The organism is Streptomyces sp. NPDC028722 (assembly GCF_040637655.1).
Classification (GTDB): Bacteria; Actinomycetota; Actinomycetes; order Streptomycetales; family Streptomycetaceae; genus Streptomyces.
On record NZ_JBEZWU010000015.1, the window covers coordinates 127,416 to 153,139 of the forward strand.

The 25,724-nt window shown below is 74.1% G+C and carries 20 protein-coding genes, 1 pseudogene and 1 riboswitch; of the genes and pseudogenes, 7 read left to right on the top strand and 14 right to left on the bottom strand.

What is annotated here, in order from left to right; genetic code table 11:
* Positions 1-97: 97 nt before the first annotated feature.
* Positions 98-826, top strand: a complete 729-nt coding sequence (locus AB0F03_RS23035; protein WP_361995032.1) for a ZIP family metal transporter — start codon at positions 98-100, stop codon at positions 824-826.
* A gap of 14 nt (positions 827-840) precedes the next feature.
* Here AB0F03_RS23035 and cobI read toward each other — a convergent pair whose 3' ends face one another.
* The 10 genes from cobI to AB0F03_RS23085 all read right to left on the bottom strand — a co-directional run bounded on the left by cobI (position 841) and on the right by AB0F03_RS23085 (position 14,083).
* Positions 841-1,572 (bottom strand): precorrin-2 C(20)-methyltransferase, encoded by a 732-nt coding sequence (cobI, locus tag AB0F03_RS23040; RefSeq protein ID WP_361995034.1) that lies wholly within the window; start codon positions 1,570-1,572, stop codon positions 841-843.
* A complete protein-coding gene (locus AB0F03_RS23045; RefSeq protein ID WP_361995036.1) occupies positions 1,569-2,966 on the bottom strand; it encodes a cobyrinate a,c-diamide synthase in 1,398 nt (465 codons plus the stop codon). Before AB0F03_RS23045 ends, cobI begins: the two co-directional genes overlap by 4 nt.
* Positions 2,960-3,568, bottom strand: coding sequence for a cob(I)yrinic acid a,c-diamide adenosyltransferase (gene cobO, locus AB0F03_RS23050; protein ID WP_361995038.1), 609 nt, complete (start codon positions 3,566-3,568; stop codon positions 2,960-2,962). Before cobO ends, AB0F03_RS23045 begins: the two co-directional genes overlap by 7 nt.
* Positions 3,568-5,622: a putative cobaltochelatase gene (locus AB0F03_RS23055; protein WP_361995040.1), complete on the bottom strand. Its 2,055-nt coding sequence runs from the start codon at positions 5,620-5,622 to the stop codon at positions 3,568-3,570. Before AB0F03_RS23055 ends, cobO begins: the two co-directional genes overlap by 1 nt.
* Entirely contained in the window at positions 5,619-9,269 is a 3,651-nt protein-coding gene (gene cobN / locus AB0F03_RS23060; RefSeq protein WP_361995042.1) for a cobaltochelatase subunit CobN, read from the bottom strand. The genes AB0F03_RS23055 and cobN overlap by 4 nt, the downstream gene beginning before the upstream one ends.
* A complete protein-coding gene (locus AB0F03_RS23065) occupies positions 9,266-10,774 on the bottom strand; it encodes a cobyric acid synthase (RefSeq protein ID WP_361995044.1) in 1,509 nt (502 codons plus the stop codon). The genes cobN and AB0F03_RS23065 overlap by 4 nt, the downstream gene beginning before the upstream one ends.
* The gene (locus tag AB0F03_RS23070; protein ID WP_361995045.1) at positions 10,771-11,715 is read right to left on the bottom strand and encodes a cobalamin biosynthesis protein; all 945 of its coding nucleotides are present in this window, start codon (positions 11,713-11,715) and stop codon (positions 10,771-10,773) included. The genes AB0F03_RS23065 and AB0F03_RS23070 overlap by 4 nt, the downstream gene beginning before the upstream one ends.
* A gap of 112 nt (positions 11,716-11,827) precedes the next feature.
* Positions 11,828-11,970, bottom strand: a riboswitch (cobalamin riboswitch).
* Between the two features lie 132 nt (positions 11,971-12,102).
* Positions 12,103-12,330 carry a hypothetical protein gene (locus AB0F03_RS23075; RefSeq protein WP_361995047.1) on the bottom strand — a complete coding sequence of 76 codons (228 nt, stop codon included), beginning with the start codon at positions 12,328-12,330 and terminating at the stop codon, positions 12,103-12,105.
* Positions 12,331-12,365: 35 nt separating this feature from the next.
* A complete protein-coding gene (locus tag AB0F03_RS23080) occupies positions 12,366-13,628 on the bottom strand; it encodes an inorganic phosphate transporter (RefSeq protein WP_361995049.1) in 1,263 nt (420 codons plus the stop codon).
* Between the two features lie 143 nt (positions 13,629-13,771).
* Positions 13,772-14,083: a GH25 family lysozyme gene (locus AB0F03_RS23085; protein ID WP_361995141.1), complete on the bottom strand. Its 312-nt coding sequence runs from the start codon at positions 14,081-14,083 to the stop codon at positions 13,772-13,774.
* A gap of 176 nt (positions 14,084-14,259) precedes the next feature.
* On the opposite strand from AB0F03_RS23085, the gene AB0F03_RS23090 reads away from it, so the two are divergent.
* The 3 genes from AB0F03_RS23090 (at position 14,260) to AB0F03_RS23100 (ending at position 18,145) form a co-directional block, all read left to right on the top strand.
* Positions 14,260-14,946 carry a class II aldolase/adducin family protein gene (locus AB0F03_RS23090; protein ID WP_361995051.1) on the top strand — a complete coding sequence of 229 codons (687 nt, stop codon included), beginning with the start codon at positions 14,260-14,262 and terminating at the stop codon, positions 14,944-14,946.
* A gap of 484 nt (positions 14,947-15,430) precedes the next feature.
* Positions 15,431-16,558: an alpha/beta fold hydrolase gene (locus AB0F03_RS23095; protein ID WP_361995053.1), complete on the top strand. Its 1,128-nt coding sequence runs from the start codon at positions 15,431-15,433 to the stop codon at positions 16,556-16,558.
* Positions 16,559-16,729: 171 nt separating this feature from the next.
* Positions 16,730-18,145, top strand: coding sequence for a hypothetical protein (locus tag AB0F03_RS23100; RefSeq protein ID WP_361995055.1), 1,416 nt, complete (start codon positions 16,730-16,732; stop codon positions 18,143-18,145).
* Positions 18,146-18,161: 16 nt separating this feature from the next.
* Here the strand turns inward: AB0F03_RS23100 and AB0F03_RS23105 are convergent, their stop codons facing one another.
* Complete coding sequence (locus AB0F03_RS23105; RefSeq protein WP_361995057.1) at positions 18,162-18,575, bottom strand: VOC family protein; 414 nt, start codon at positions 18,573-18,575, stop codon at positions 18,162-18,164.
* Between the two features lie 344 nt (positions 18,576-18,919).
* Between AB0F03_RS23105 and AB0F03_RS23110 the strand changes: the two genes are divergently transcribed.
* The 3 genes from AB0F03_RS23110 to AB0F03_RS23120 all read left to right on the top strand — a co-directional run bounded on the left by AB0F03_RS23110 (position 18,920) and on the right by AB0F03_RS23120 (position 21,996).
* Positions 18,920-20,518, top strand: coding sequence for an ABC-F family ATP-binding cassette domain-containing protein (locus AB0F03_RS23110; protein ID WP_361995059.1), 1,599 nt, complete (start codon positions 18,920-18,922; stop codon positions 20,516-20,518).
* Positions 20,519-20,853: 335 nt separating this feature from the next.
* A complete protein-coding gene (locus tag AB0F03_RS23115) occupies positions 20,854-21,075 on the top strand; it encodes a helix-turn-helix domain-containing protein (protein ID WP_010355597.1) in 222 nt (73 codons plus the stop codon).
* Positions 21,076-21,192: 117 nt separating this feature from the next.
* Positions 21,193-21,996: an enoyl-CoA hydratase/isomerase family protein gene (locus AB0F03_RS23120; RefSeq protein ID WP_361995061.1), complete on the top strand. Its 804-nt coding sequence runs from the start codon at positions 21,193-21,195 to the stop codon at positions 21,994-21,996.
* Between the two features lie 231 nt (positions 21,997-22,227).
* On the opposite strand, the gene AB0F03_RS23125 is transcribed toward AB0F03_RS23120, so the two are convergent.
* The 3 genes and pseudogenes from AB0F03_RS23125 to AB0F03_RS23135 all read right to left on the bottom strand — a co-directional run bounded on the left by AB0F03_RS23125 (position 22,228) and on the right by AB0F03_RS23135 (position 25,693).
* The gene (locus tag AB0F03_RS23125) at positions 22,228-22,983 is read right to left on the bottom strand and encodes an SDR family oxidoreductase (protein ID WP_361995063.1); all 756 of its coding nucleotides are present in this window, start codon (positions 22,981-22,983) and stop codon (positions 22,228-22,230) included.
* Between the two features lie 5 nt (positions 22,984-22,988).
* Positions 22,989-24,779: pseudogene (locus AB0F03_RS23130) on the bottom strand (glycoside hydrolase family 15 protein).
* Between the two features lie 116 nt (positions 24,780-24,895).
* Entirely contained in the window at positions 24,896-25,693 is a 798-nt protein-coding gene (locus tag AB0F03_RS23135; RefSeq protein WP_361995065.1) for an SURF1 family protein, read from the bottom strand.
* Positions 25,694-25,724: the final 31 nt, after the last annotated feature.

Sequence of the window (25,724 nt, forward strand, 5' to 3'; positions counted from 1 at the left end):
GAACTACGGGCGGTTCGGTGGGTGCGGCCGGTGCGGGTCAGCGCGCGCACGGCCGTCGGACGTGCGGGAGGGCCGGTCCATCGGATACGAAGGGCCCATGGCGGTCCTCGTCGCGCTCGGCGCGTTCCTGATGACGCTGGCCGGCGGCTGGACGGCACAGCGCGTGACCGACCGCCGTCATCTGGTGCTGGGCCTGGCCGGCGGGCTGATGCTGGGCGTGGTCGGCCTGGACCTGCTGCCGGAGGCGCTGCACGCGGCCGGCCACGAGGTCCTCGGCGTACCCGCCGCCCTGCTGCTGTTCGTGGCCGGATTCCTGCTGGCCCATCTGGTGGAACGCACACTCGCCGCGCGCCGGGCGGCGCACGGGGGCGGCGAGGACGGCCACCGGGCGCCCGAGGTGGGCCTGGCGGCGGCCGGCGCGATGGTGGGGCACAGCGCCATGGACGGTGTGGCGATCGGCGCGGCCTTCCAGGTGGGCGGCGGTATGGGCGCGTCCGTCGCGCTCGCCGTGATCGCGCACGACTTCGCCGACGGCTTCAACACCTTCACCCTGACCAGCCTGTACGGCAACGCGCGCCGCCGGGCCGTCGGGATGCTGGTGGCGGACGCCTGCGCACCCGTGCTGGGCGCGCTGTCGACCGCCTTCGTCCACATCCCCGAGCCGGTGCTCGGCGGCTATCTCGGCCTCTTCGGCGGCGTACTGCTCTATCTCGCCGCCGCCGAGATCCTCCCCGAGGCCCACCACGAGCACCCGGCCCGCTCCACCCTGCTGTGCACGGTGGCCGGCGTCCTGTTCGTCTGGCTGGTGGTCGGCCTGTCCGGCTGACCGCACGGGCGGTGTCACAGCTTCCCGCCCCGGCCGCCGTCCCGCCGCGGGGGCGCGATCAGCGTCGACAGGTACGGCAGCGGGGCCCCGTCCAGCTCGGCGGCCGGCCGCACCGACTCCTCCGGCAGCCCCAGCGCCGACCCCCACACGGCGTTCCCGAGCCGGCCGGTCTCCGCCAGCGCCTCGGCGACCTCGGCGGCCTGCCGCCCGAACTTGTACGCCACCACCGTCCCCGGCCCGGCCAGCGCCTCCTTCAGCACCGCGGACCCGGCGGTCACCGGTACGAGGGTGAGCGGTTCGGTGCCCTCCGTCAGCACGGCACCGGACCGCGCCGCGAGATCCTGCATGGCGGTGATCCCGGGCACGGTCTCCACGGCGAGTTGCGGGACCAGCTCCGCGACGGTCTGCGCGAGATACGTGAACGTCGAGTACACGTTCGGGTCCCCGATGGTCGCGAACGCCACCGACCCGTGCCGCCGCAGCAGCTCGGCGACCCGGGCACCGGCCGCGTCCCAGGCCGCCTCCCGGCGCGCCCGGTCGCTCCGCTCGTTCAGCGCGAACACCACCCGGACGACCTTGCCGGCGGGCACGTAGTGCAGCACGGTCGCCTCCGCCCGCCCCCGCTCGCCGGAGTCCATCACCGGTACGACGACGACCTCGGCCGCCCGCAGGGCGTTGACCCCCTTGACGGTCACCAGCTCCGGATCACCGGGGCCCACCCCGACTCCGACCAGCCTGCTGCTCATGACGTCCGGCACCTCTCCACGAACCGACGGGCGACACCGGGCTCGGACGCCCAGTGCGTGTGCAGATAACTCGCGTGCACGCCCTGCTGTACGAATCCCTCGACCCGCCGGGCAGGGGCGCGCACACCCCAGGCGGGGGCGGCACCGGCGCCCGGTTCGACGACGGTGCGGTGGAACTCGTGGCCCCGCATCCGCGTCCCCGCCACCGCCAGCACACTGTCGCCGACGGCCACGGCGTCCCGGTAGCCGAGAGTCAGCCGCTCACTCATCCGCGCGGTGGCGTCCAGCACCCCGCACATCGGCCGGCCGTCCAGCTCCCGGCACAGATAGAGCAGTCCGGCGCACTCGGCGGCCACGGGCGCGCCGGAGCGCGCCAGGTCCGCGACGGCCGCCCGCAGCGGCTCGTTGGCGGACAGTTCGGCGGCGTACACCTCGGGGAACCCGCCCCCGACGACCAGCCCGGCCGTCCCCTCGGGCAGCCCCTCGTCCCGCAGCGGGTCGAAGACGGCGACCTCCGCCCCGGCGGCGGTGAGCAGCTCGGTGTGCTCGGCGTAGGAGAACGTGAACGCGGAACCCCCGGCGACGGCGACCACGGGCCCTCGCTCCCCGGCCGGCCGAGCCGTCCCGGGCCGGGCCGGGTGGTGGGCGGGCGACGGATCGGGGGTCCAGGGGGCGGAGCCCGCCGGGAGGGGGCCCGCCGAGCGGGCCAGCGCCTCCAGAGCGGCCAGGTCGCAGCCCCGGGTCACCTGCGCCGCCATGGCGGCCACGGCATCGACCGCGGCCGAGGTCCGCTCGGCCACCGGCACCAGCCCCAGATGCCGCGACGGCGTCTCCACCCGGGCCGCCCGCCGCAGCGCACCGAGGACCGGCACCCCCGCCGCATCCAGCGCCTCCCGCAGGAGCGACTCGTGCCGGTCGGAGCCCACCTTGTTCAGGATCACGCCCCCGATCCGCACCTGCGGGTCCCAGGACGCGAAGCCGTGCACCAGCGCCGCCACCGACCGCGACTGCGACGACGCGTCCACGACGAGCACGACCGGCGCGCGCAGCAGCTTGGCCACCTGCGCGGTGGAGGCCAGCTCGCCCTCCCCGGCGGCCCCGTCGTACAGCCCCATCACGCCCTCCACGACCGCGAGGTCGCAGCCCCGCGCCCCGTGCAGGAACAGCGGGGCGACCAGCTGCGGCCCGCACAGGTACGCGTCCAGGTTGCGCCCCGCGCGCCCGGTGGCGAGCGCGTGGTAACCGGGGTCGATGTAGTCCGGTCCGACCTTGTGCGGGGACACGGCGAGCCCCCGCGCGGCGAACGCGGCCATCAGCCCCGTGGCGACGGTGGTCTTGCCGCTGCCCGAGGAGGGCGCGGCGATGACCAGCCGGGGCACGGGCGCACTCACCACTCGATGCCCTTCTGGCCCTTCTGGCCGGCGTCCATGGGGTGCTTGACCTTGGACATGTCGGTGACGAGGTCGGCGAGGTCCACCAGCTTCCGAGGCGCGTTGCGCCCCGTGATCACCACGTGCTGGGTGCCCGGCCGGGCGCGCAGCACCTCCACCACCTCGTCCGTGTCGACCCAGCCCCAGTGCATCGGGTACGCGAACTCGTCCAGCACGTACAGCCGGTACGTCTCGGCGGCCAGGTCCCGCTTGACCTGCTCCCAGCCCTCGCGGGCCTTCTCCTCGTTGGTCGAGTTGTCACCCTGGATGTCGCGCTGCACCCAGGACCAGCCCTCGCCCATCTTGTGCCAGTCGACGGTCCCGCCCTCGCCGGAGGCGCCGAGCACGCGCAGCGCGTTCTCCTCGCCGACCTTCCACTTCGCGGACTTGACGAACTGGAACACCCCGATGGGCCACCCCTGGTTCCAGGCGCGCAGCGCCAGCCCGAACGCGGCGGTGGACTTGCCCTTGCCGACGCCCGTGTGCACGATGACCAGCGGACGGTTCCTGCGCTGTCGGGTCGTCAGACCGTCGTCCGGTACGACACTCGGCTGTCCCTGCGGCACTACGCGGCCCTCCTCGACGTTCCCTGCACATCCCTGACCAGCCCGGCGATCGAGTCGGCCCGCAGCTCCTCCAGCGTGACCGCCGTACCGTCCAGCTCACCGGCCAGCCGGCCGGCGAGCCCCAGCCGCACCGGCCCCGACTCGCAGTCCACGACCACCGAGGCGATCTGGTCGGCCGCGAACAGCCGCGCCGCCCGCCCCGCGAGAGCCACCGGCTCCGTCCCGCCCGTCGCCCGCCCGTCGGTCACCACCACGACCAGCGCCCGCCGCGCCGCGTCCCGCAGCCGCTCCACCCGCAGCACCTCGTGCGCCTTCAGCAGCCCGGCGGCCAGCGGCGTACGGCCACCGGTCGGCAGCGACTCCAGCCGCACCGCGGCGGCGTCGACGGACGACGTCGGCGGCAGCGCCACCTCGGCCGCGGAGCCCCGGAAGGTCACCAGGCCCACCTTGTCCCGCCGCTGGTAGGCGTCGAGGAGCAGTGACAGGACGGCGCCCTTGACGGCGCTCATCCGCTGCCGCGCCGCCATCGACCCCGAGGCGTCCACCACGAACAGCACGAGGTTCCCCTCGCGGCCCTCGCGGGACGCCTGCCGCAGATCGTCCCGGCGGATCACCAGGCCGGGACCCGACCGGCCGCGCGCCCGCTGATGCGGGGCGGCGGCCTGCACGGTCGCGGCCAGGTGCAGCTTGGTCAGCGCGCCCCGCGGCCGGCGGGACCCCGTGGTCCGGCCGTGCTCGGTGCGCGCCCGCGACCGCCGCCCGGCGGCACCCTCACCGATCCCGGGCACGCTCAGCACCCTGGCCCTGAAGGGTTCCGCGGCACGCGCCGGGGACCGCTCGCCCGGGCCGGCACCGGACGGCTGGGGCTCCCCGCCGTCCGCGGCCTCCGGCCGCGCGGCGGTGTCCCCGCCCTGCGGACCGGCGTCCGGCTCCGGCTGCCCGCCGCCCCCGCCGGGACCACCGGGGCCGGGATCGTCGTCACCGTCCCCGTCCGAGTCGTTCCCGTCCCCGCCGTCCCCGCCGTCCCCGCCGTCCGGGTCGTTCCCGGCGAACTGTTCCAGCGTCTCGTCCAGCCTGTCCTCGTCGAGGCCCGGCGCGTCGAACGGGTTGCGCCGGCGCCGGTGCGGCAGCGCGAGCAGCGCCGCCTGCCGCACGTCCTCGGCGAGCACGTCGGTACGCCCGGCCCACGCGGCCAGCGCGGTCGCCGTACGGGCCATCACGATGTCGGCGCGCATGCCGTCCACCTCGAAGGCCGCGCAGGTCGCCGCGATCTGCCGCAGCGCCGCGTCACCCAGCCGCACCCGCGGCAGCAGCTCCCGCGCCGCGACGACCCGCTGCCGTACGGCGGCCTCCTCGCCGGCCCAGCGCGCCGTGAAACCCGCGGGATCGTCGTCGTACGCCAGCCGGCGCCGCACGACCTCCACCCGCTGCTCCGGCTCCCGCGAGGCGGCGACCTCCACGGTCAGCCCGAACCGGTCGAGCAACTGCGGCCGCAGCTCGCCCTCCTCGGGGTTCATGGTGCCGACGAGCAGGAAGCGGGCCGCGTGCCGCACCGACACCCCCTCGCGCTCCACGTAGGAGGCGCCCATCGCCGCCGCGTCCAGCAGCAGGTCGACCAGGTGGTCGTGGAGGAGGTTGACCTCGTCGACGTACAGGATGCCGCGGTGGGCGTCGGCCAGCAGGCCCGGCTCGAAGGCCTTGACGCCCTCCGCGAGGGCCCGCTCGATGTCCAGGGCGCCGACGAGCCGGTCCTCCGAGGCGCCGACGGGGAGTTCCACCATCCGCGCGGGGCGCACGGCGGCGGGGCCGGTCTCGTGCGGCCCGTCCGGACACGACGGGTCCGGCGCCGCCGGATCGCACGAGAACCGGCACCCGGGCACCACGGCCACCTCGGGCAGCAGCGCCGACAGCGCCCGCACCGCCGTGGACTTGGCGGTGCCCTTCTCGCCGCGCACGAGCACACCGCCGACGGCCGGTGAGACGGCGTTCAGCAGCAGCGCGAGCCGCAGGTCGTCCTGGCCGACAACGGCCGTGAAAGGGAACGGGGTGGTCACTGGTCGCCCTCCAAGTCGCCTTCCAGCTCCAGATAGGTGGCGCGCAGCCGCTCCAGCGTGTCCGCGTCGGGCTCCGCCCACAGGCCGCGGTCCGCCGCCTCCAGCAGCCGTTCGGTGATGCCGCGCAGCGCCCACGGGTTGGACTTCTTCATGAAGTCCCGGTTCTCCGGGTCGAAGACGTACTCGGCGCTCAGCTTCTCGTACATCCAGTCGTCGACCACTCCGGCCGTCGCGTCGTACCCGAACAGGTAGTCCACGGTCGCCGCCATCTCGAACGCGCCCTTGTAGCCGTGCCGCCGCATGGCCGCCATCCAGCGCGGGTTGACGACCCTCGCCCGGAAGACACGATGGGTCTCCTCGCCCAGCGTGCGGGTCCGCACCTGGTCCGGTACGGCGCTGTCGCCCACGTACGCCTCGGGGTTGGCGCCCGTCAGGTGCCGCACCATGGCGACCATGCCGCCGTGGTACTGGAAGTAGTCGTCGGCGTCGACCAGGTCGTGCTCGCGGGTGTCGACGTTCTTCGCCGCGACGGCGATCCGCCGGAACGCGGTCTCCATGTCCCCGCGCGCCGCCCGCCCGTCGAGCCCGCGCCCGTAGGCGTAACCGCCCCACACCGCGTACACCTCGGCGAGGTCGGCGTCCGAACGCCAGTTGCGCGCGTCGATCAGCGGCAGCAGGCCGGCGCCGTAGGCCCCCGGCTTCGAGCCGAAGATCCGGGCGGTCGCCCGCCGCCGGTCGCCGTGCCCGGCGGTGTCCTCGTCCACGTGCGCCCGCACGTAGTTCGACCCGGCCGGCTCGTCCAGCTCGGCCACCGTCCGCACCGCGTCGTCGATCAGCCCCACGACGTGCGGGAACGCGTCCCGGAAGAAGCCGGAGATGCGGACGGTGACGTCGATGCGCGGGCGCCCCAGCTCCGCCGGCGGGATCACCTCGAAGCCGGTCACGCGGCGCGAGGCGTCGTCCCACACCGGGCGGCAGCCCAGCAGCGCCAGGATCTCGGCGATGTCGTCACCCTGGGTGCGCATCGCCGAGGTGCCCCACACCGTGAGGCCCACGGACTTCGGGTACGCGCCGGTGTCCTGGAGGTAACGCTGCACCAGCGACTCCGCCAGCGACTGGCCGACCTCCCAGCTGAGCCGGGACGGGATCGCCTTGGGGTCGACCGAGTAGAAGTTCCGGCCGGTCGGCAGCACGTTCACCAGGCCGCGGGTCGGGGAGCCCGAGGGGCCCGCCGGGACGTAACCGCCGTCCAGGGCCCGCAGGATGTGCCCGATCTCGTCGGTCGTGCGGGCGAGCCGCGGTACGACCTCCGTGCAGGCGAACTCCAGCACCGTCACGGCGGCCGGGAGTTCACCGCCCAGCACCTCGCGGACCAGGGGGGCGCACTCGGCGGCGGCCCAGCCGCGCGCCTCCATGCCCTCCGCCAGCCGCCGGCACAGCTGCTCCAGCAGGTCGATCGTGTCGGCGGCGGTCCGGGCCGGGCCGTCGGCCAGCCCGGTCAGCTCCGCCGGCACCTTCACCCGGGCGCCCGGCTCGGCCAGCAACTCCTTCTCGTCCAGCCCGAAATGAGCCGCGAGCGAGGCCCGCAGGCCGGGGATCGCGTTCGCCTGCCCGCCCCACACCTGCGAGGCGCGCAGCACGGCGAGGACGAGGTTCACCCGGGGTTCGGCGACCGGTCCGCCGCCGAGGATGTGCAGTCCGTCCCGGATCTGCACATCCTTGATCTCGCACAGATAGCCGTCGATGTGCATGACGAACTCGTCGAACGCGGTGTCGTCCGGCTGCTCGTCCACGTGCAGGTCGTGGTGCAGTTCCGCCGCCTTGACCAGGGTCCAGATCTGGGCGCGGACGGCCGGGGCCTTCACCGGGTCGAGGTCGGAGACGAGGGCGTACTCGTCGAGCAGCTGCTCCAGTTTGGCCAGGTCGCCGTACGTGTCGGCGCGGGCCATCGGCGGGACCAGGTGGTCGACGACCGTGGCGTGCCCGCGCCGCTTGGCCTGGGTGCCCTCACCGGGGTCGTTCACGATGAACGGGTAGACCAGCGGCAGGTCGCCGAGGACCGCGTCCGGCGCGCAGCCGGCGCTGAGCCCGAGGCCCTTGCCCGGCAGCCACTCCATCGTGCCGTGCTTGCCCATGTGGACGACCGCGTCGGCGCCGAAACCGTGTTCCAGCCACCGGTAGGCCGCCATGTAGTGGTGCGAGGGTGGCATGTCGGGGTCGTGGTAGATGGCGATCGGGTTCTCGCCGAAGCCACGCGGCGGCTGGATCATCACCACGACGTTCCCGAACCGCAGCGACGCCAGCACGATGTCGTCGCCGTCCACGTACAGGCCGCCCGGCGGCTCGCCCCACGCCTCGGTCATCGCGTCCCGCAGTCCCGGGTCCAGCTTCTCGAACCAGGCCCGGTAGTCGGCCAGCGGCACCCGGGCGGGCGCGGCGGCCAGCTGCTCCTCCGTCAGCCACTCCACGTCGTGGCCGCCGGCCTCGATCAGCCGGTGGATCAGCTCGTCGCCGCCGGCGGGGTACTCGGTCAGGGAGTAGCCCGCGTCCCGCAGCGCGTCCAGCACCCGCACCGCGGACGCGGGCGTGTCCAGGCCCACCGCGTTGCCGACCCGGGAGTGCTTGGTCGGGTACGCGGTGAAGACCAGGGCGATCTTCTTCTCGGCGTTCGGCTTGTGCTTCAGCCGGGCGTGCCGCAGGGCGATCCCGGCGACCCGCGCGGCCCGCTCGGGGTCGGCGACGTACACCGGCACGTCGTCCGGGCCCTGCTCCTTGAAGGAGAACGGGACGGTGACGAGGCGGCCGTCGAACTCCGGGATCGCGACCTGCATCGCCGCGTCCATCGGGGACAGGGCCGCGTCGGACTCCTCCCACGCTGCTCGCGAGGAGGTCAGGCACAGGCCCTGGAGGACGGGCACGTCGAGGTCGGCGAGGGCGCCGATGTCCCAGGCCTCCTCGTCGCCGCCCGCCGACGCCTGGGAGGCGTGCGTGCCGCCGGCCGCGAGGACGGTGGCCACCAGCACGTCGGCCCGCTCCAGCAGCCGGTACAGCCCGGCGTCCGCGCCGCGCAGCGAACCGCAGTACACCGGAAGGGCGTTGGCGCCCTTCGCCTCGATCGCGTCGCACAGCGTGTCCACGAAGGCGGTGTTGCCGCTCAGTTCGTGCGCCCGGTAGAAGAGGACGCCCACGGTGGGGCGGCCGGCCACGACCGGGCGGTCGCCGTGCACGCCGTACTCCGGCATCCCGCGCGGCCCCTCGAAGCCCTCACCGGTCAGCAGCACGGTGTCCGACAGGAACCGGGACAGCTCCAGCAGGTTCTCCGGGCCGCCCTCGACCAGGTACTTCAGCGCCTCGGCGACCACACCGGCCGGCACGGACGACTCGGCCATCAGCTCGGCGTCCGGGACGGCCTCGCCACCCAGCAGCACGGTCGGGATCCCGGACGTCCGCAGCACCGCCAGCCCGTCCTCCCAGGCGCGCTTGCCGCCCAGCAGCCGTACGACGGCGATGTCCGCGCCCTCGACCAGGGCCGGCAGCTCCCCGGCGACGTCGACCCGGGTGGGGTTGCCGATGCGGTAGCCGGCGCCACAGGCCCGGGCCGCCAGCAGATCCGTGTCGGCGGTCGACAACAACAACACTGTGCTCATGCGGGCGCTCCCGGTGGAATGAAAGGCAGTCCTTGCGGCGCGCCCGACTCGATGAGCCGCCAGAGCGCGTCGGTGTCCGCGTGCTGTTCGATCAGGTCGCCGAGCCGGTCGAGCTGCTCCTCGCGCAGCGCGGCGAAGGAGGTGTCCGGCGCGGGCACGAAGCGGCGGCCCGCGGCGGCGGCCACCTCGCGCAGGAAGGCCCGCCGGAAGCCGTCCGACTCCAGCGAGCCGTGCCAGTGGGTGCCCCAGGTCCGGCCCGCGCGGCAGCCGTCCAGGAAGGCGTCCCCGCCGGTGAGCTCGGCCACCCCGTGATGGATCTCGTACCCCTCGACCCGCTCGCCGAAGGCCTCGCCGACGGGCCGGGCGAGGGTCTTCTCGCGGGCGAAGCGGACCCGGACGGGGAGCAGGCCGAGCCCGGGGACGTGTCCGGCGCGCGACTCGACCTCGTCCTCGATGTGCTCGCCGAGCATCTGGAAGCCGCCGCAGATGCCGAGCACGGGGCGCCCCTCGGCGGCCCGCCGCAGGAGGGCGTCCGCCAGCCCGCGGTCCCGCAGCCACTGGAGCGCCCGTACGGTGCCGCGCGTGCCCGGGACCACCACGAGATCGGCGTCGGCCAGTTCCTCGGGGCGGTCCACGAAGCGCACGACGACGCCCGGTTCGGCGGCGAGGGCGTCCACGTCGGTGAAGTTGGACATCAGCGGGACCGCGCAGACGGCGACCCGCAGCACGTCCGCGCCGACCGGGGGCGTCACGGAGGACTCGCGGACGGTGCCCCGCAGGGACACTCTCAGCCCGTCCTCCTCGTCGATGCCGAGGCCGTGCCGGAAGGGCAGGACGCCGTACGTCCGCCGCCCGGTGAGCCCGTGCAGCATGTCCAGGCCCGGCTCCAGCAGCGACACGTCACCGCGGAACTTGTTCACGAGGAACCCGGCCACCAGTTCCTGGTCCTCGGGGGAGAGCAGGGCGACGGTGCCGAAGAAGGACGCGAAGACGCCCCCGCGGTCGATGTCCCCCACCACCAGCACGGGCAGCCGCGCGTTGCGGGCGATGCCCATGTTGACGATGTCCGTCCGCCGCAGGTTGATCTCGGCCGGACTGCCCGCCCCCTCACAGATCACCGCGTCATACGTGCCCCGCAACTCGGCCAGGCAGTCCAGCACCGTGCCGAGCAGGCGCTGTTGGCGGCCCCCGTGGTAGCCGCGCGCGCTCAGCTCCCCGACGGGCTTGCCGAGCAGCACCACCTGGCTGCTCTGCTCGCCGCCCGGCTTGAGCAGCACCGGGTTCATCAGCGCGGTGGGCTCGACCCGGCAGGCCTGTGCCTGCATGGCCTGCGCCCGTCCGATCTCCGCCCCTTCCAGGGTGACGAACGAGTTCAGGGACATGTTCTGCGCCTTGAACGGCGCCACCTTCACGCCCTGGCGGACCAGCCAGCGGCAGATCCCGGCCGTCACGACGCTCTTGCCGGCGTCGGAGGTGGTGCCGGCGACGAGGAGACCCCCGTTCACTTCGCACGTCCCTTCATCAGGCCGCGCGCGGCGAGCGTGGCGCCGAGCGCGAGCAGGCCGACGCGGCGGGAGAGCCGTACGGCCCGGTCGATGTCGGTGACCCGGACCGGGCGTCCGGTGCCGCCGTTGAGCACGGGCCGGTGTTCGACCCGGCCGCCGTAGGAGAGCGTCCCGCCCAGCCGTACCCCGAGGGCGCCCGCGAACGCGGCCTCCACGGGACCGGCGTTGGGGCTCGGATGCCGGGAGGCGTCGGCCCGCCAGGCCCGCGCGGCACCGCGCGGATCGGGCCCGGCGAGGGTGGCGAGTACGGCGGTGAGCCGGGCCCCGGGCCAGCCGGCGACGTCGTCGAGGCGGGCGGAGGCCCAGCCGTAACGCCGGTGGCGGGGCGACCTGTGGCCCACCATCGCGTCCAGGGTGTTGACCGCCCGGAATCCGAGCAGCCCCGGGACACCGGCCACGGCACCCCAGACGAGGGCGCCGACCACGGCGTCGGAGGTGTTCTCGGCGACCGACTCGACCACGGCCCGGGCGATGCCGTCGGCGTCCAGCGCCTGCGGGTCCCGGCCGCACAGGTGGGGCAGCCGGGCCCGGGCGGCTTCGACGTCCCCGGCCTCCAGCGCGCGCCCGACGGTTCGGGCCTCACGGGCGAGCGAGGTGCCGCCGACGACGGCCCAGGTGGCGGCGGCGGTCAGCGCGGCGGAGACGGCGGGACGGGGGCGTGCGGCGCGTGCGGCCAGCGCGCCCAGCGCGACGGCGCCGCCGGCGCACACGGCGGTGTGCAGGGCACCCCAGCCGCGGTGGTCGTGCCACAGGGCGCGTTCCACGGCTCCGGCCGCCCGGCCGAACACGGCGACCGGATGCCCGCGGCGCGGATCGCCGAGGAGCAGGTCACCGAGGAGACCGGCGGCGGCGCCGTACGCGTAAGTGCGATCGGCACCCATCGGCTCAGCCGGCCGCGGGGACGGAAGCGGTCCGGGTACGGGTCCTCGAACGGGTCCTCGATGGGCAGCCGAGCATGTCGCTGTAGGTCCTCACTCAGGGTGTCCGCGCCCTGGTTCGACGTCGATCGGCGGCGAGAGTTCCTGGCTCCCGGGGATGACTCCCCGGTGACAGTGGCGGGACCGCGCCGGATTCGCACCGGCTTCCTCTTCTGCCGCCGTAGATGGCCTGGGCAGTCCACCACGCGCCCGGAAGGGCCGTCAACTTGCCGTTGACCTGCGTGGGGAGAGTGTGCCCATCCCCACACCGCGGGACGCGCGGGACGGGTGGGAACAGGACGGAGGCTCCCCCGCACGACCGGTGCGGGGGAGCCTCCGAGAGGGTCCGGGTCAGGCCTTGGCCACGACCAGGTGGATGCCGTACGCCACCGCCGCCGCGCAGGCCGCGAAGCAGAGGTAGGCGCCGGTGACGGCGAGGCCGGCGGTGCCGCCCTGCGCCACGGCCTTCTCGCGCCGGTGCAGGCCCGCGATGCCGAGGGTGAACAGGGACACCAGGCCCACGGTGGCCACGAGGCTCACTCCGAAGACGGAGCCGAGAGCCGCCCAGTCGATCTTCATGGGGATGCTTCCTTCGGTAACCGGGGTGACCGGGCTCAGACGGTGGCGGCCGGGGCGGCCGGGGGAGCGGGCTCGGCGGCCGGGACCGGGCTGGTGGCCTGCCGTGGGAAGGCGATGTCCAGGTCGATGGCGACCGGGCCGGCCGGGGGCGGGGTCACGGCGGCCATGGCGGTGGTGATCACACCGGCCGGCTCGCCGGTCTCCTGGACCACGTGGGTGTGGTCCACGACCTCGCGGCGGGAGAACTTCCAGATCGCGGCGCTGGCGGCGACGAGGAAGACGGCGACGGCGGCGGTGCCCCAGTCACCCAGGCCGGTGACGGACTCGGCACCCGCGCCGACCAGCGCGGCGGCCGGGAGGGTGAGCGCCCAGGCGATGAACATGCGGGTGGCGGTGGACCAGCGGACCACACCGCCCTTGCGGCCGAGGCCGGCGCCCATCACCGAGCCGGAGACGACGTGGGTGGTGGAGAGGGAGAAGCCGAGGTGGGAGGAGGCCAGGATGGCGGTCGCGGCGCTGGTCTGGGCGGCGAAGCCCTGGCGCGGCTCCAGGTCGGTCAGGCCCTTGCCCATGGTGCGGATGATGCGCCAGCCGCCGATGTAGGTGCCGAGCGCGATGGCCAGGCCGGCGGAGAGGATCACCCAGGTGGGAGGGTTGGAGCCGGGGGCGATGGAGCCGCCCGCGACGAGGGCGAGCGTGATGATGCCCATCGTCTTCTGGGCGTCGTTGGTGCCGTGGGCCAGGGAGACCAGGCCGGCGGAGGCGATCTGGCCGGCGCGGTAGCCCTTGCGGGTGGCCTCGCCGTCGGCGGTGCCGCCGATGCCGTAGGAGAACCGGGTGGCCAGCAGCGAGGCGAGGCCCGCCACGATCGGCGCGGCGACCGCGGGGAGCAGCACCTTGGTGACCAGGACGTCACCGTGCACGGCGCCGAAGCCGGCGGAGGCGACGGTGGCACCGACCAGGCCGCCCATCAGGGCGTGCGAGGAACTGGAGGGCAGGCCCACCAGCCAGGTCAGCAGGTTCCAGAGGATCGCGCCGACCAGGGCGGCGAAGATGACCTCGGGACGGATGCCGCTCTCGTCGACGAGACCCTTGGAGATCGTGTTCGCGACCTCCACGGAGAGGAAGGCGCCCACAAGATTGAGGGCGGCGGACAGGGCCACCGCGATCTTGGGCTTCAGGGCGCCTGTGGAGATGGTGGTGGCCATCGCGTTCGCGGTGTCGTGGAAACCGTTCGTGAAATCGAACGCGAGAGCGGTTACCACCACTATCGCGAGGATCAGCGAGAAGCTTTCCATTTACCCAGGCAATCGTTCGAGGTCATTGGCAGGCTGAACGTAGGCAACCTGGGTGAACGGAAGATGAACTGGGACCGGCGTGGGAGTGACTGTCGAACGGGTTCGGCGTGCCGCTCCGCCCGGTCGCCCCATACGCCCCTTGGTTACTGGCCGCGCGCGAAGGTCCGCAGCCGGCTCACGGAGCCGTCGAAGAGATTCTGGTCACCCGGCAGGGTGCCCTCGATGCCGTACTGCCAGAACGTCCAGTACCGCCGGCCGCCCGGCAGCGCGCCCGGCAGCGCGGTGCCGTACCAGGCGATCCACAGCGGGTTCGAGCCGGCGAAGGCGCGGCTGTTGCCGGTGCACAGCTTCCACCACTGGGCCGAGGTGTGGACGACCGGGCGGCGGCCGGTCCTCTCTCCGGTGTGACGGACGGCCGGGCCCCGCGGTCGGCGGCGATCGTCCGGATCGTCCAGTGGGCAAGAGGGACCATCGAAGGACCGGGGGGCACCATTCGTGTCCGTTTCAGGCGTTTCGCGACCGGATCCGCCCGTTCGGTGGTGCGGCTCCTGCTACGGCGCCCGGCACGGCCCTCGTCGCGAACCGACCCGTCCGGCCCCCGGGACACCGGGCCGGCTGGCAGGATCGCCGCATGGCTGAACCGCGGCGGAACCCGGCAGAAGCGGAAGACATCCGGCAGGAAGAGGCCCGCCTCTGGGCGGAACTGGTCGCGACGGCACGCAGGACCGTCGCCGACGGACTCGTGGTCGGCACCTCCGGCAACGTCTCCGCGCGCCTCGGTGACCTCGTGCTGGTCACCCCGACGGGCGTCCCCTACGACCGGCTCACCCCCGGAGACATCACCGGCGTCGACCTCACCGGCCGCCGGGTGCTGGGCACCCTGACGCCGACGAGCGAACTGCCCATGCACCTCGCCGTCTACCGCACCACCGACGCCCGGGCCGTCGTCCACACCCACGCCGTGCACGCCACCGCCGTCTCCACGCTCGTGGACGAGCTGCCGCTGATCCACTACATGGCCGGTGCCCTCGGCGGCCCCGTCCGGGTCGCCCCCTACGCCACCTACGGCACCGGCGAGCTGGCCGAGCACATGCTCCGCGCCCTCGACGGCCGCTCCGGCTGCCTGCTCCGCAACCACGGCACGATCACCTACGGCGCCACCCTCGACCAGGCCTACGACCGCACCGCCCAACTGGAGTGGATGTGCCGCCTGTGGCTCACGGCGTCCTCCGTGCCGGGCCTGACACCGTCTCTGCTCTCGGAGGCACAACTGGCCGAAGCCGGGGAACGCTTGAAGGGGTACGGCCAACGGAGGTGACCCCTTGCCACCCAGCCCACCGAAGAGGGCCCCGCACACCCCGGTCCTCGGCACGCCCCCGCCCCGCCCTCGCCGACTCCGCCGCGCTTCCGGGGGCAGGCTGACCCGGCTCCGGCTTCTCCGGCTCCGCCGGGCTTCCGGGGGGCGGGTGCTCCGGTTCCGCCCCGCTTCCGGGAGCCGGCTGACTCGGCTCCGCCGCGCTTCCGGGCGGTGGCTTCGGTCGCCCGGGCGCGTCCCCACGGGCCGGCCGCCCAGACTCCGCCTCCCTTCCGGGGTCCGGGCGCCCTGGTTCCGGCGCGCTCTCGGGAGCCGGGCGCTCCGGCTCCGCCGGGCTTCAGGGGATCGGCCCCCCTTCTTCCGGCGCGACGGCGCTCGGCCACGCCGTACGGGCCCGGCGGTGGCGGCCCGGGTCGCACCACCCCGGACCTCACCCCCACCCGCCGCTCCGCTGGCCGGTGGCGGACCCCGCCCCGACACTGGACCCGTGCGCACCGTCAGAGCCACCGCCACCGCGGTCACCGCCGCCGTCGCCGCCGGCCTGGCCTCCGTGGCCGCCGGACGGCTCGCCAGCGACGCCGCGCTGAAGGCACCCGCGGGCCGCCCGCTGCCCACCGAACCCCGCCTCACCGTGCACGGCACGGAAGCCGGCCGGATCACGCTGACCCGCGACCTGGCCTCCCTGCGCCCCGGCACCTACGGTCTCGCCGGCGACGGCAGCCACGCGGTCGTCGGCCCCGTCCTGGAGACGCCCCGGCACACCGCCGACACCGTCGTACGCCGTCTGGAACGCGTCACCCACGGCACCTTCGCCCCCCGCGACGCGGTGTGGCTCACCCCCAACCTGTACGTCGGCAACCCGGGCACCGCCCTCGGCCTCGACCACACCGACGTCGAGGTGCCCGGCGAACTCGGCCCGCTGCCCGCCTGGTTCCTGCCCGGCCACCGGGACACCTGGGTGATCGCCGTGCACGGCCTCGGCACCACCCGCGAACAGGTCCTCAACGTCCTGGGCTTCCTGCACGGCCGCAGCCTGCCGGTCCTCGCCCTCGCCTACCGCGGCGACCTCGGCGCCCCCCGCCCGCCGGACGGGCTGAACCACCTCGGCGAGACCGAGTGGCGCGACGTCGACGCGACGATCCGCTACGCCGTCGGCCGCGGCGCCCGCCGGGTCGTCCTGCTCGGCTGGTCCACCGGCGCCACCATGGCCCTGCACGCCGCCGGGCACTCCACCGTCCGCGAGCGCGTCGCCGGACTCGTTCTCGACTCGCCGGTGCTCAACTGGCAGGCCACGCTGCGCGCCCTGGCCGCGGCCCGCCACACCCCCCGGCCGCTGCTGCCGCTGGCGGTGCGGGCCGCGCAGGGCCGGGCCGGGCTGCACACCGGGCGGATCACCGAGGACACGGGACCGGCGCGGCTCCGTGTCCCCACCCTGCTCATCCACGGTCCGGACGACCGGGTCGCCCCCTGGCAGTTCTCCCGCCGGCTCGCCCGGCACCGCGCCGACCTCGTCACCCTGCACACCGTGCCGGGGGCCCCGCACGCGGCGATGTGGAACGCCGACCCCGGCGAATACGAGGAACACTTGCGCCGGTTCCTGACCCCGCTGATGTGACCCCGGTGCCGGGGCGCGGCCCGCCCCGGCCCGAACCGTTCCGCTTGTGGCCGAACGACTGGCCGGAACATGTCCTCCCGACCGCCCTGTCACCCCGTGCGTTGGCCACCCCCGTCGCCCCCCGTGACATTCCGTTTGGGTTTTCGGACCATCAACCGGAAGACTGCACCCGTGACGTCCCGTATCCCGCGCGACTCCAGGCTCCGCCTCGTCCGACCACGACCCCTGGCCGCCGCCCCCAGAGCTGTGAACCAGCGGCGCCCGCGCCGCGCCGCACCCCGGCCGCCGGAGGGCACGCCCGCACCCGCCGAACTGGCCGGAATGGCCCGCACCGGCCTGGCCGGCGCGGTCCGCGTGGCCCGCTGGGCGGACGCCGCCCTCGGACCCGGCCGGGACGGCGCCACCGCCGACGGCAAGGCCACCCTCTCCGAGGCCACCGCGGAACGCGCAGCCGCCGACCTGGGACTGAGCCCCGCTCAGATCCGCGCCCACTGGGACACCGCCCGCCTCGCCGGGCTCATCGAGGTGCACGGCGACGACGCGCGCCCCGGCTGGCGGCTGCGCGCGTGGGACCGCGACGACAGCGCCGTCCTGCGCGGCTGGGTCGCCCTCTTCGACGCCTGGTCCCTCGCCTGCCCGGAACCCGACGCGCACGAGCCCGCCGCCGTCGCCGAGGTCGTCTCGGCCATGCCCCAGGTGCTCTCCCTCCTCCAGCTGTCCGCCGGTCCGGTCCCGGTCGAGCAGTTGCTCGACCTGCTCCAGCAGCGGGTCACCGAACTGCGCACCGAACGCTGCGAGGTCTCCTACGAGCCCGGCACCGGCCGCCCCGCCGGATCCCCCGCCCCGGCGGAACCGGCCCCCGCCGACGCCCCCCTCGCCCCGCTCCTCGACTGGGCGCTGCGGGCCCTCGCCTCCGTCGGCGCCCTCACCTACGGCGCAGGCCAGGCCACCCTCACCCCGCTGGGCAGCTGGGCGGTGTGGGTCAAGCTGGAGCAGATCTGCGTGGCCGCGCAGAGCCCCGCCGGCAACATCGAGCAGTCGGCCGAGGACATGCTCCGCGGCTGCGCCCAGCTCCGCCCCAACGCGGCCCGCGCCGAGTACCGCGCCTGGCTCGCCGCCCGCCCCGTCGGCAGCGCCGTCACCGAGCTGATCCACGCCGCCCGCGGCGACGACGCCCTGCTGCGCGGCCTGGCCTTCGAGGCGCTGCGCGTCGTCGGCGCCCCCGCCGAGCCCGTGGTGCGGGCCGTCGTGGACGAGCCCGCCCTGCGGCCGTACGCCCTGCTGTGGCTCGCCGAGCACGACGGCGTCGACCCCGAGGACGCCCACGAGGTCCTCACCCGCGAGGAGGCCACCTGGCTGTGGGTGGACACCGCCGCCGCCGTCGCCGACCACGGCGAGGCGCCGATGCTGGTCCGGCATCTGGAGTCCGCTGTGCAGCCCACCGTCCCCCAGCTGCTCGACGAGGTCCGCGCCGTCGGCCACCCCCGCACCGTGCAGGTCCTGGTCGCGCTCGCCGCCGCCCACCCCGACCCGGCCCTCGCCAAGGCCGTGCGCCGGGCCGCGTTCCAGGTGCACACCGGCCGGTGAGCGGCGCGGGACCGGGTCAGACGCCGATCTCGGGGGCGTACGTGCCGAAGCTCCAGACGTTGCCCTCGCCGTCCCGCGCCAGGTAGTCCCGCGAGCCGTACTCCTGGTCCGTCGGCGGCATCAGGATCTCCACGCCGTGCGCCACGGCCCGCTCGTGGTGGGCGTCCACATCGTCCACCACGACGTACACCCCGGCGGGTCCGCCGTCTCTCAGCGCCGTGTCGAAGACGCCGCCGCGGCCTCGGGAGCCGATCATCACCGCGCCGTTGCCCTGGACCAGTTCGGCGTGCTGCACCGTGCCGTCCGCCGTCTCGTACACCGACAGCTCGGTGAAGCCGAGGGCCTCCGTCAGCTGTCTGATCGCCGCCTTCGCGTCCGCGTACAGCAGCGTGGGGCAGATGCCCGGCCGTGCGCCACCCGTGCCCGCCATGCCGACCACTCCTTCGCGCATCGCTTCCGGTGCCTGCGAGTGTGACAGGCGCCACCGACAACACCCCGGCCGTACGGCGGGGCGCGGCCCTGCTGCTCGGCCGGCCGCGCGCGCACACCGCCTGGACCGGGCACGTCGTCGCCCTGGACGACCGCGGCCGGATCACCCCGGCCGCACCCCGCCCGGCGACGGCCTCCCACGCCGGGGCCGCACGGGCGGACGGAGAAGAAAACCGCTTGCCCGGCCCCGTTAGACTTGGCCCATGGCCATTCTCCTCGCGCATTAGACGGCGGGAACGTCCGCAGCCGCCCACCCGTCAATTCCGTACGCCCTGGAGTCTGTCCGTGATCTCCGCCTCCGGTATCGAGCTGCGCGCCGGTGCGCGCGTCCTCCTCGAGAACGCCAGCTTCCGTGTCGCCAAGGGCGACCGCATCGGTCTCGTCGGCCGCAACGGCGCCGGCAAGACCACCCTCACCAAGTGCCTGGCCGGTGAGGGTGTCCCCGCCGGCGGCACGATCACCCGCTCCGGCGAGGTCGGCTACCTGCCGCAGGACCCCCGCACCGGTGACCTGGACGTCCTCGCCCGCGACCGCGTCCTGTCCGCGCGCGGCCTCGACGTACTGATCCGCAAGATGCGCGACAACGAGCAGCGCATCGCCAACGGCCAGGGCGCCACCCGCGAGAAGGCCCTCAGGCAGTACGAGCGCCAGGAGACCGAGTTCCTCACCAAGGGCGGGTACTCCGCCGAGGCCGAGGCCGCCACCATCGCCGCCGCGCTGAACCTGCCCGACCGGGTGCTCGGCCAGCCGCTGCACACCCTCTCCGGCGGTCAGCGCCGCCGTATCGAGCTGGCCCGGATCCTGTTCTCGGACGCGGACACCCTGCTGCTCGACGAGCCGACCAACCACCTCGACGCGGACTCGATCGTCTGGCTGCGCGACTACCTGAAGACCTACCGCGGCGGCTTCATCGTGATCTCCCACGACGTCGACCTGGTCGAGACGGTCGTCAACAAGGTGTTCTACCTGGACGCCAACCGCTCCCAGATCGACGTCTACAACATGGGCTGGAAGCTCTACCAGCAGCAGCGCGAGGCCGACGAGAAGCGCCGCAAGCGTGAGCGCGCCAACGCCGAGAAGAAGGCCGCCGCGCTGCACACGCAGGCCGACAAGATGCGCGCCAAGGCCACCAAGACGGTCGCCGCGCAGAACATGGCCCGCCGCGCGGACAAGCTGCTGTCCGGCCTGGAGGCGGTCCGCCAGTCCGACAAGGTCGCCAAGCTGCGCTTCCCCGACCCCTCGCCCTGCGGCAGGACCCCGCTGATGGCCGAGGGTCTGTCGAAGTCGTACGGCTCGCTGGAGATCTTCACCGACGTCGACCTGGCCATCGACCGGGGCTCCCGGGTCGTCATCCTCGGCCTCAACGGCGCCGGCAAGACGACGCTGCTGCGTCTGCTCGGGGGCGTGGAGCGGCCCGACACCGGCCAGGTCGTCCCCGGCCACGGCCTCAAGCTCGGCTACTACGCGCAGGAGCACGAGACCCTGGACCCCGACCGCACGGTCCTGGAGAACATGCGCTCGGCCGCCCCCGACATGGACCTGGTCGAGGTCCGCAAGGTGCTCGGCTCGTTCCTGTTCTCCGGCGACGACGTCGACAAGCCCGCCGGTGTCCTCTCCGGCGGTGAGAAGACCCGGCTGGCCCTCGCCACGCTCGTCGTCTCCTCGGCGAACGTGCTGCTCCTGGACGAGCCGACCAACAACCTCGACCCGGCCAGCCGGGAGGAGATCCTCGGCGCCCTGCGCACCTACAAGGGCGCGGTCGTCCTGGTCACCCACGACGAGGGCGCCGTCGAGGCGCTCCAGCCGGAGCGGATCATCCTGCTCCCGGACGGCGTCGAGGATCTGTGGGGTTCCGACTACGCGGACCTCGTCGCCCTGGCGTGATCGAAAGCCTGATCCACTGAGTATGGATCATTCGGCCGATCCGTGATCCACCATCTGTGTGAGATCTCCTCGTATCGAGGTGTGTCGTACACGGATTTTCCGGCCGATCCCCCGGCAGTCGGGGGATCGGCCGTTCGCGTCTCTGACCTGCTGCTTCGCGAATCCACCCGTTCGGACCCACGGACGCCACTGCATGGAATGTCCGATTCCGATTGTGGGGACCGACTCCTGTCGTCACAACGATGTCGCACGGACCTTGCCGAATGGGTGGCCATCAGGCCCGGAAGGGGTGATCATGAGGAGAACCAGAGCGCACTTCCCATGAGGAGGCACGGGTGGCCGAGACTCTGAAGAAGGGCAGCCGGGTGACCGGCGCCGCGCGCGACAAGCTCGCGGCAGACCTGAAGAAGAAGTACGACTCCGGTGCGAGCATCCGGGCGCTGGCCGAGGAGACCGGCCGCTCGTATGGCTTCGTGCACCGGATGCTCAGTGAATCGGGCGTCACGCTGCGTGGACGCGGCGGAGCGACCCGGGGCAAGAAGGCCGCAACGTCCTGACGTCGGGCGGCCCATCGGCTTCGATGGTGGCCACCCGGTCGGCGGACTGACCGACCGGGTGGTTACTGTGCAGTCACTTAGCTCTGCTCTGCTGACCGCACCCATCGGAGGCGCCCCATGGCTTCGCCCGACCAGGACCTCACTCCTGTACTCGACAAGGACGGCGTACGGCTCACCGTCGACGACGCGCTCGCCACGGTGACGCTGACCAATGCGGCCAAGCGCAACGCCCAGAGCCCGGCTCTGTGGCGGGCGCTCGCCGAGGTCGGTCAGCAGCTGCCGGGCTCCGTCCGGGTCGTCGTGCTGCGCGGCGAGGGCAAGTCCTTCTCCGCCGGGCTGGACCGGCAGATGTTCACCCCGGAGGGAATCCCGGGCGAGCCGTCCTTCATGGAACTCGCGCACCGTGACGACGCCGGGCTCGACGCCACCATCGCCGAGTACCAGGAGGCGTTCACCTGGTGGCGGCGGAACGACATCGTGTCCATCGCGGCCGTCCAGGGCCATGCCATCGGCGCCGGCTTCCAGCTCGCGCTCGGCTGCGACCTCCGGGTCGTCGCCGACGACGTGCAGTTCGCCATGCGTGAGACCAGCCTCGGACTCGTCCCCGACCTGACCGGCACCCACCCGCTGGTGAGCCTCGTCGGATACGGCCGCGCGCTCGAGATCTGCGTGACCGGACGGTTCGTCGGGGCCGAGGAGGCGGTGACGAGCGGCCTGGCCAACCTCGCCGTGCCCGCGGCGGAACTCGACGCGGCGGTGCGCGACCTGGCCGCGGCGGTGCTGGCCGCGCCCCGGGACGCCGTGGTGGAGACCAAGGCGCTGGTACGGGGCGCGCAGGGCCGGGACTACGACACCCAGCGCGCCGCCGAGCGCGCCGCACAGACCCGCCGCCTGCGGGACCTGGCCGGCCTCGGCGAATAACCTCACGCGCGCGTGCCGGTCGCACCACCGCCACCGGCACCGCACGGCCTGCCGCCCGGCTGCCGGACGGCGCCCGGTCCGCCGGCGGCTCCGCCCGTACGGCCGCCCGGTCCGCCGTCGGCTGCCGTAGGCCCCCCGGTCCGCGGACAGCTCCTGTACGGGCCCGCCCGGTCCGCCGGGCCGCGGCCCTGGTCCGGCGGGGTGGTCCGGCGGGCCGCCGCCATCGGTCGGCTAGAAACCGTGCATCATGCCCCCGTCCACGGGCACCATGAGGCCGGTCAGGTAGGACGCGGCCGGGGACAGCAGGAACGCGGCCACCCTGCCGAACTCCTCCGGCGTGCCGTAACGGCGCAGCGGGATGCGTGACTCGTTCGCCCTCCGGGTGGCCTCGGGGTCCGCGGACAGGGCGTCCAGCTCGCGTACGCGGTCCGTGTCGATCCGCGACGGCAGCACCCCCACCACCCGGATCCCCCGCGGCCCCAGTTCGTCCGCGAGCGACTTGGCGAACCCGGCGAGCCCGGGCCGCAGCCCGTTGGAGATGGTCAGCCCCGGGATGGGCTCGTACACCGACCCCGACAGCACGAACCCGATGACTCCGCCCGCCGCCAGCTCGGCCGCCGCCGCGCGGGCGATGCGGACCGCGCCGAGGAACACCGACTCGAACGCGTCGCGCCACTGCTCGTCGGTGTTGTCGGCGACGAACCCCGGCGCCGGCCCGCCCACGCTCACCAGCACCCCGTGAAAACCGCCGAAGTGCTCACGCGCGGCGGCGATCAGCCGTTCGGCGGTGTCCGGGTCGGCGTTGTCCACGGCCACGCCCACCGCGTTCGGGCCCAGCGCGGCGGCGGCGTCGGCGACCCGCTGCTCGTCCCGGCCGGTGATGACCACCTTCGCCCCGTCGGCGACGAGTTCCCGCGCGGCGGCGTTGCCCAGCCCGCGCGTGGCTCCGGTGACGACGTACACCCGGTCCTTCAGTCCAAGATCCATGGCCCCTATCCTGCCTCGTCACCCCCGAACAGGGTGAGGGCGGTGTTGACCAGGCCGACGTGACTGAACGCCTGCGGGTAGTTGCCCAGCTGGCGGCCGTCCACCGGGTCGTACTCCTCGGCCAGCAGTCCCACGTCGTTGCACAGGCCCACCAGCCGGTCGAACAGCTCCCGCGCCTCCTTCGTCCGGCCGGTCCGGTGCAGCGCGTCGGCGAGCCAGAACGAGCAGGCCACGAAGGCGCCCTCGGCACCGGGCAGCCCGTCGATCTCCGAGCCCGCCTCCTCGGTGTCGTAGCGGCGCAGGAAGCCGCCGTGCCCGAGGTCGCCGCGGATCGCGTCGACCGTGCCGACGACCCGCGGGTCGTCCGGCGGCAGGAATCCGACGCGGGGGATGAGCAGCAGCGCGGCGTCGAGTCCGCGGGAGCCGTACTACTGGGTGAAGGTGTTCCGCTCCCGGTCGAAGCCCTTCTCGCACACCTCCCGGTGGACCTCGTCGCGCAGGCCGCGCCAGCCCGCCAGGTCGCCGCGCAGCTCCGGGTGCCGCTCCATAGTCCGCACGGCCCGGTCGAAGGCCACCCACACCATCACCTTGGAGTGCACGAACTGGCGCCGGCCGCCGCGCACCTCCCACAGGCCCTCGTCCGGCTGCCGCCACGCCGACTCCAGATACTCCATCAGCGCACGCTGCATGGCCCACATGTGCGGTTTCGTGCGCAGGCCCGAGCCGCGGGCCAGCGACAGGGAGTCCATCACCTCGCCGTACACGTCCAGCTGGAGCTGGTCGACGGCGCCGTTGCCGGTCCGCACGGGGGAGGAGCCGGCGAAGCCGGGCAGCCACGGCAGGTCCGTCTCCGGCACCCGCCGCTCGCCCGCGACGCCGTACATGATCTGGAGGTCGGCCGGGTCGCCGGCGACCGCGCGCAGCAGCCAGTCCCGCCACGCCTCGGCCTCCTCTTGGTAGCCCGCGTCGAGCAGCGCGCCGAGGGTGAGGGTGGAGTCGCGCAGCCAGCAGTAGCGGTAGTCCCAGTTGCGCACACCGCCCGGCTGCTCGGGCAGTGACGTGGTCGGCGCGGCGACGATCCCGCCGGTCGGGGCGTAGGTGAGGGCCTTGAGGGTGATCAGGGAGCGGACGACCGCGTCCCGGTGGGGGCCGTCGTACCGGCACCGCCGCGCCCACCGCCGCCAGTCGGTGACGCTGTGCTCCAGCGCCTCGTACGGGTCGATGAGCGGCGGGCGCTTCTCGTGCGAGGGGTGCCAGGTGAGCACGAACGCGATCCGTTCGCCCTCCTCGACGGTGAACCGCGCGTGGGTGGCGTGGTCCTCGCCCCAGGCGTCCACGGCCGGCTCGGTGCGCAGCCAGACGGAGTCCGGGCCCGCGACGGCCACCCGATGGCCGTCCACGCGCCGCATCCACGGCATGACCGAGCCGTAGTCGAAGCGGAGGCGGAGCGTGCTGCGGACGGTGACCCGGCCGCCGAGGCCCTCCACGATCCGTACGACGTCGGGCGCGCGCTGGCGCTGTGGCATCAGGTCGGTGACCCGTACCGTGCCGTCGGCGGTCTCCCACTCGGTGTCGAGGACGAGGGTGTCGGACCGGTAGGCGCGGCGGGTGCAGACGTCCGCCCCCTCGGGGGCGATCCGCCAGTGGCCGTGGTTCTCGTCGCCCAGCAGCCGGGCGAAGCAGGCGCCGGAGTCGAAACGGGGCAGACACAGCCAGTCGACCGAGCCGTCCCGCCCGATCAGGGCCGCGCTCTGCTCGTCGCCGATGAGGGCGTAGTCCTCGATGCGCGCGTTCACGGGATGCGGTTTCCCGGTGGACCTGGGGGCCAACCAGGGGGTGCGCCGCCGGGGTGAGACTTCCCCGAGCCGACGGCGCCCCGGTGGGCCCGTCTCAGACCTATGCGGTGTCCGCCTCAGACCGTGGCCGGCTCGCTCTCCTCCGGCTTCCGCTCGGCCGCGGCCTCCTCCCGGTCGCGGATCTCACGCCGGACCAGGAACCACCAGCCGACCGGTACGGCCGCCGCGAACAGCCACCACTGGATCATGTACGCGTAGTTCAGCGGGGCGTCCTCGCTGCCCGGGTCGGAGATCTGCTCGGGGGAGCCGCCCTTCGCCGCGGGCGCGGTCTGCTCGACGTAGCCGCCGAGTACCCGCGCGCCCAGGCGGTGCGCCTCCTCCGCGCTGTTGATCAGCATGATCTGCCGGTCGGGGAGGCCCTCGACGTTCTTGATGCCGCTCGCCGCGGTCGTCTCGTCGGCCTTCAGCCGTCCGGTGATCGTGGTCCGGCCGGCCGGCGGGGCGGGAATCTTCGGGAATACGGTCTGCACGCCGTTCGCGGGGATCCAGCCGCGGTTGACGAGCAGCACCTTGCCGTCCGTGAGCACCAGGGGGGTCAGGACGTGGAAGCCGACCTCGCCGTCGGCGCTGGTGCGGCGCCGGACCACGACCTGCCTGGCGGTGTCGAAGGTGCCGGTGGCGGTGACCGTGCGGTACTTCTCCGTGCGGGTCACGGCGTGCCCGGGAGACGTGAGCCGCTCCACCGGGACCGGTTCGGCGTGCAGCGCGGCGGAGACCAGGTCGTTACGGGCGGTGCGCTCCTGGTACCGGTGCTGCTGCCAGAAACCCAGCTTGATCATCGTCGGGATCAGCGCGATCGCGACGAGGGTGAGGATCACCCACTGGCGGGACAACAGGAAGCGGTAGCGGTGCACCCCACGACGGTACCTCCGGGCCGCGGGGTGC

Bases quoted from the DNA above. Each gene is read 5' to 3' on its own strand.
- AB0F03_RS23035 (WP_361995032.1), top strand. From the start codon at position 98: ATGGCGGTCCTCGTCGCGCTCGGCGCGTTCCTGATGACGCTGGCCGGC.
- cobI (WP_361995034.1), bottom strand. From the start codon at position 1,572: ATGAGCAGCAGGCTGGTCGGAGTCGGGGTGGGCCCCGGTGATCCGGAG.
- cobN (WP_361995042.1), bottom strand. From the start codon at position 9,269: ATGAGCACAGTGTTGTTGTTGTCGACCGCCGACACGGATCTGCTGGCG.
- AB0F03_RS23070 (WP_361995045.1), bottom strand. From the start codon at position 11,715: ATGGGTGCCGATCGCACTTACGCGTACGGCGCCGCCGCCGGTCTCCTC.
- AB0F03_RS23075 (WP_361995047.1), bottom strand. From the start codon at position 12,330: ATGAAGATCGACTGGGCGGCTCTCGGCTCCGTCTTCGGAGTGAGCCTC.
- AB0F03_RS23080 (WP_361995049.1), bottom strand. From the start codon at position 13,628: ATGGAAAGCTTCTCGCTGATCCTCGCGATAGTGGTGGTAACCGCTCTC.
- AB0F03_RS23090 (WP_361995051.1), top strand. From the start codon at position 14,260: ATGGCTGAACCGCGGCGGAACCCGGCAGAAGCGGAAGACATCCGGCAG.
- AB0F03_RS23105 (WP_361995057.1), bottom strand. From the start codon at position 18,575: ATGGCGGGCACGGGTGGCGCACGGCCGGGCATCTGCCCCACGCTGCTG.
- AB0F03_RS23120 (WP_361995061.1), top strand. From the start codon at position 21,193: ATGGCTTCGCCCGACCAGGACCTCACTCCTGTACTCGACAAGGACGGC.
- AB0F03_RS23125 (WP_361995063.1), bottom strand. From the start codon at position 22,983: ATGGATCTTGGACTGAAGGACCGGGTGTACGTCGTCACCGGAGCCACG.